General features: G+C 63.1%; 3 protein-coding genes. 1 reads left to right on the top strand and 2 read right to left on the bottom strand.

Features of this window, described 5'->3' with window-relative positions; translation table 11 throughout:
- Positions 1-117: 117 nt before the first annotated feature.
- Positions 118-663, top strand: a complete 546-nt coding sequence (locus EOA86_RS26575) for an outer membrane protein assembly factor BamE (RefSeq protein ID WP_128344408.1) — start codon at positions 118-120, stop codon at positions 661-663.
- Positions 664-935: 272 nt separating this feature from the next.
- On the opposite strand, the gene EOA86_RS26570 is transcribed toward EOA86_RS26575, so the two are convergent.
- Both EOA86_RS26570 and EOA86_RS26565 read right to left on the bottom strand, forming a co-directional pair.
- A complete protein-coding gene (locus EOA86_RS26570; protein ID WP_128344406.1) occupies positions 936-3,077 on the bottom strand; it encodes a sodium-translocating pyrophosphatase in 2,142 nt (713 codons plus the stop codon).
- Positions 3,078-3,346: 269 nt separating this feature from the next.
- On the bottom strand, positions 3,347-3,663 hold a 317-nt coding region (locus EOA86_RS26565; RefSeq protein WP_128344404.1), incomplete at its 5' end, for an ABC transporter permease subunit.

Genomic DNA, 3,663 nt, shown 5'->3' with positions numbered 1-3,663 from the left:
CATTGAGGGTGGTCTCCCGGGGACCGTTTGTTGAATTGGCCTTGTTGCATCGGCGACCAAGCTGGTTTACCGGTTTTGCGGCCCAGCGCAAGTTGCGGCCAGCTAATGGAGTTGTAGTTGCGCGCGCTGAAATTCAAGTCGAGTTTTCTGCCCAGGTCCGCTTTGTCCAGGTCCACCCGCGCGGTCTCGCTGCTGGTGGTTGCTTCGGCGCTTTCCGCCTGCAACTCGTCGAAGATGATCGGTGATCTCAATCCGAGCGAGACGCTGACGCAGGGCTACGTCATCGACCAGCAGGCGATCGACCTGGTGCCGGTCGGCTCGAGCCGCGAACAGGTGCTTCTGGCGCTCGGCACCCCGTCGACGAAGGCGACTTTCGACAACGAGGCCTTCTACTACATCTCACAGACGCGCAAGCGCTACGTCGCCTTCGACAAGCCGAGGCTGGTCGACCAGAAGGTGCTGGCGGTCTATTTCGGCGAGGACGGGCGCGTTACCCAGATCGCCAATTACGGCCTGAAGGACGGCAAGGTGTTCGACTTCATCTCAAGGACCACGCCGACCGGCGGCAAGGACCAGAACTTCCTCAGTCAGATCATCAACGGCGCCAGCAAGCTGGCGCCCGGCCTCCCCGGCGGCGGCAGCAGCTCGCTCGGCGGCACCTGATCCAGACAGAATCGGCTTTTCATCCTTTCCTTTTGCTTCCCTGGAGCAGCAACATCTCAGGCGACCGAAAACCCGCGGGAGCGATCCTGCGGGTTTTTGTTTTTGAGACAGCAAGCCATCATCGCAGCTGCGGGCCGCAGACGACCTGAACGCGAGCTTTGGAGCCGTCACGGCATCAATGGCCTGATGCTGTATGTCCAAAATAGAAGAACCCGCGGGATAGCTCCCGCGGGTTCGGTTCTGGATTTCGGGCCCGGAAGGGCCGAGCGGCCTCAGCCGTGCGCGAGCACGGCCAACAGCAGCAGGGCGACGATGTTGGTGATCTTGATCGCCGGGTTGACAGCCGGACCGGCGGTGTCCTTGTAGGGATCGCCGACCGTGTCGCCGGTCACCGAGGATTTGTGCGCCTCGGAACCCTTGAGGTGCTTGATGCCGTCCTTGTCGGTGAAGCCGTCCTCGAACGATTTTTTCGCGTTGTCCCAGGCGCCGCCGCCAGAGGTCATCGAGATGGCGACGAACAGGCCGTTGACGATGACGCCGAGCAGCGAGGCACCAAGTGCTGCAAAGGCGGACGCCTTCGAGCCCGAGAGCAGCAGCACGCCGAAATAGACGACCAACGGCGCCAGCACCGGCAGCAGCGACGGAATGATCATTTCCCGGATCGCCGCCTTGGTCAGAAGATCGACCGCACGCGCATAGTTCGGCTTCGACGTGCCGGCCATGATGCCCGGATCCTCGCGGAACTGCTTGCGCACCTCTTGGACGATGGCGCCCGCCGCACGGCCGACGGCGGTCATGGCGATGCCGCCGAACAGATACGGAATCAGACCGCCGAAGATCAGGCCGGCGACGACGTAAGGGTTGGAGAGGTCGAAAGAGACTTCGCTCATACCCTGGAAGTAAGGATATTTGTCGCTATTGGAGGCAAAGAACTTCAGGTCGTTGGAGTAGGCCGCAAACAGCACCAGCGCGCCGAGACCGGCCGAACCGATGGCGTAACCCTTTGTCACCGCCTTGGTGGTGTTGCCGACGGCGTCGAGCGCATCGGTGGACTGGCGCACTTCCTTGGGCAAGCCGGCCATTTCGGCAATGCCGCCGGCATTGTCGGTGACCGGGCCGAAGGCGTCGAGCGCAACGATCATGCCGGCAAGGCCGAGCATCGTGGTGACTGCGATCGCGGTGCCGTAGAGGCCGGCGAGCTGGTAGGTCGATATGATGCCGCCGACGATGACGATCGCCGGAAGTGCCGTCGATTCCAGCGAGACCGCAAGACCCTGGATGACATTGGTGCCGTGACCGGTGACCGAAGCCTGGGCGATGGAGTTCACCGGGCGCTTGCCGGTGCCGGTATAGTATTCGGTGATCACCACGATGAGGCCGGTCACCGCGAGACCGATCAGGCCGCAGATGAACAGGTTCGTGCCGGTGATGGCCATGCCGGCGACCGTTCCGATCTCGCCCCAGCCCAGCGTTGCCGAGGTGGCGATGCCGAGGCCGACGATCGACAGCAGGCCGGTGACGATCAGGCCCTTATAGAGCGCGCCCATGATCGAGCCGTTGGAGCCGAGCTTGACGAAGAAAGTGCCGACGATGGAGGTCAGGATGCAGGCGCCGCAGATGGCCAGCGGATAGAGCATCGTGGCACTGAGAACGGCGGTGCCGCCGAAGAAGATGGCGGCGAGGACCATGGTGGCGACCACGGTCACCGCATAGGTCTCGAACAGGTCGGCGGCCATGCCGGCGCAGTCGCCGACATTGTCGCCGACATTGTCGGCGATGGTGGCCGGATTGCGTGGATCGTCTTCCGGAATGCCGGCTTCGACCTTGCCGACGAGATCGCCGCCGACGTCGGCGCCCTTGGTGAAGATGCCGCCGCCGAGACGGGCGAAGATCGAGATCAGCGAGGCGCCGAAGCCGAGCGAAACCAGCGAGTCGATGACGACACGGTCGTTTGGCTGAAGGCCCATGAATTGGGTGAGGATCAGGTAGTAGATCGAGACGCCGAGCAGGGCCAGGCCAGCGACCAGCATGCCGGTGATGGCGCCCGACTTGAAGGCGATCTCGAGGCCGGCAGCGAGGCTGTTGGAAGCCGCCTGCGCGGTGCGCACATTGGCGCGCACCGAGACGTGCATGCCGATGAAGCCGGCTGCGCCCGACAGAACGGCGCCGATCAGGAAGCCGATGGCGGCAGTGATCGAAAGCAGCCACCAGGCGAGCAGCAGGACCACGACGCCGACGATGGCGATGGTGGTGTACTGGCGCGCCAGATAGGCCTGCGCGCCTTCGCGGATGGCCGCGGAAATTTCCTGCATGCGTGCATTGCCCTGATCGGCCGCGAGGACCGAACGTGTCGCCCAGATGGCGTAAAGGACTGAAAGCAGACCGCAGGCGATGACAGCTGAAATTATGGTCATTGCCGGATTTTCCTCGCTTGATGACCCAAAAGAATCCCTCCCTGGGCCGTTGAGACAGGGGAGCGGATTCCGCGCGCGGAATCCGCTCCCTTCGCACCGGCTTATGCGAAACAGGGTTGCGAACGTCAAGATATTGTTCGGTTTTTGCCCGGCTTTCGCCTAAACCCTCTCGGTAGAACCGCTATCTTTCACTTCAGAACCCGGTCGGGTCATGGAAATCACTGTTTCCCGTCGAGATAAGCAAGGCGATATCTGAGCTGATTTGTCGGCTACGCCGTCTCCTGCCCCATGCGGCGGGCGGTGTAGCGCTCGATCGCCGACAGCCCGTCATAGATCAGCACGGCAAGGGCGGCAACGATCAGGCCGCCCTGCAGGACGAAGGCGAGGTTGTTCGACAACAGACCGGCGATGATCACCTCGCCCAGCGTTTTGGCCGCCACGGTCGAGCCGATCGTCGCGGTGGCGAGGCTGATGACCACCGACAGCCGGATACCGCCGAGGATGATCGGCGCGCTGAGCGGCAGCTCGACCTTGACCAGCCTTTGCCAGCCGGTCATGCCGGCGCCGCGCGCCGCCTCGACCACAT

The organism is Mesorhizobium sp. M5C.F.Ca.IN.020.32.2.1 (assembly GCF_004023105.1).
Taxonomy (GTDB): Bacteria; Pseudomonadota; Alphaproteobacteria; order Rhizobiales; family Rhizobiaceae; genus Mesorhizobium; species Mesorhizobium wenxiniae.
This window is presented reverse-complemented; position numbering and strand designations above follow the sequence as displayed.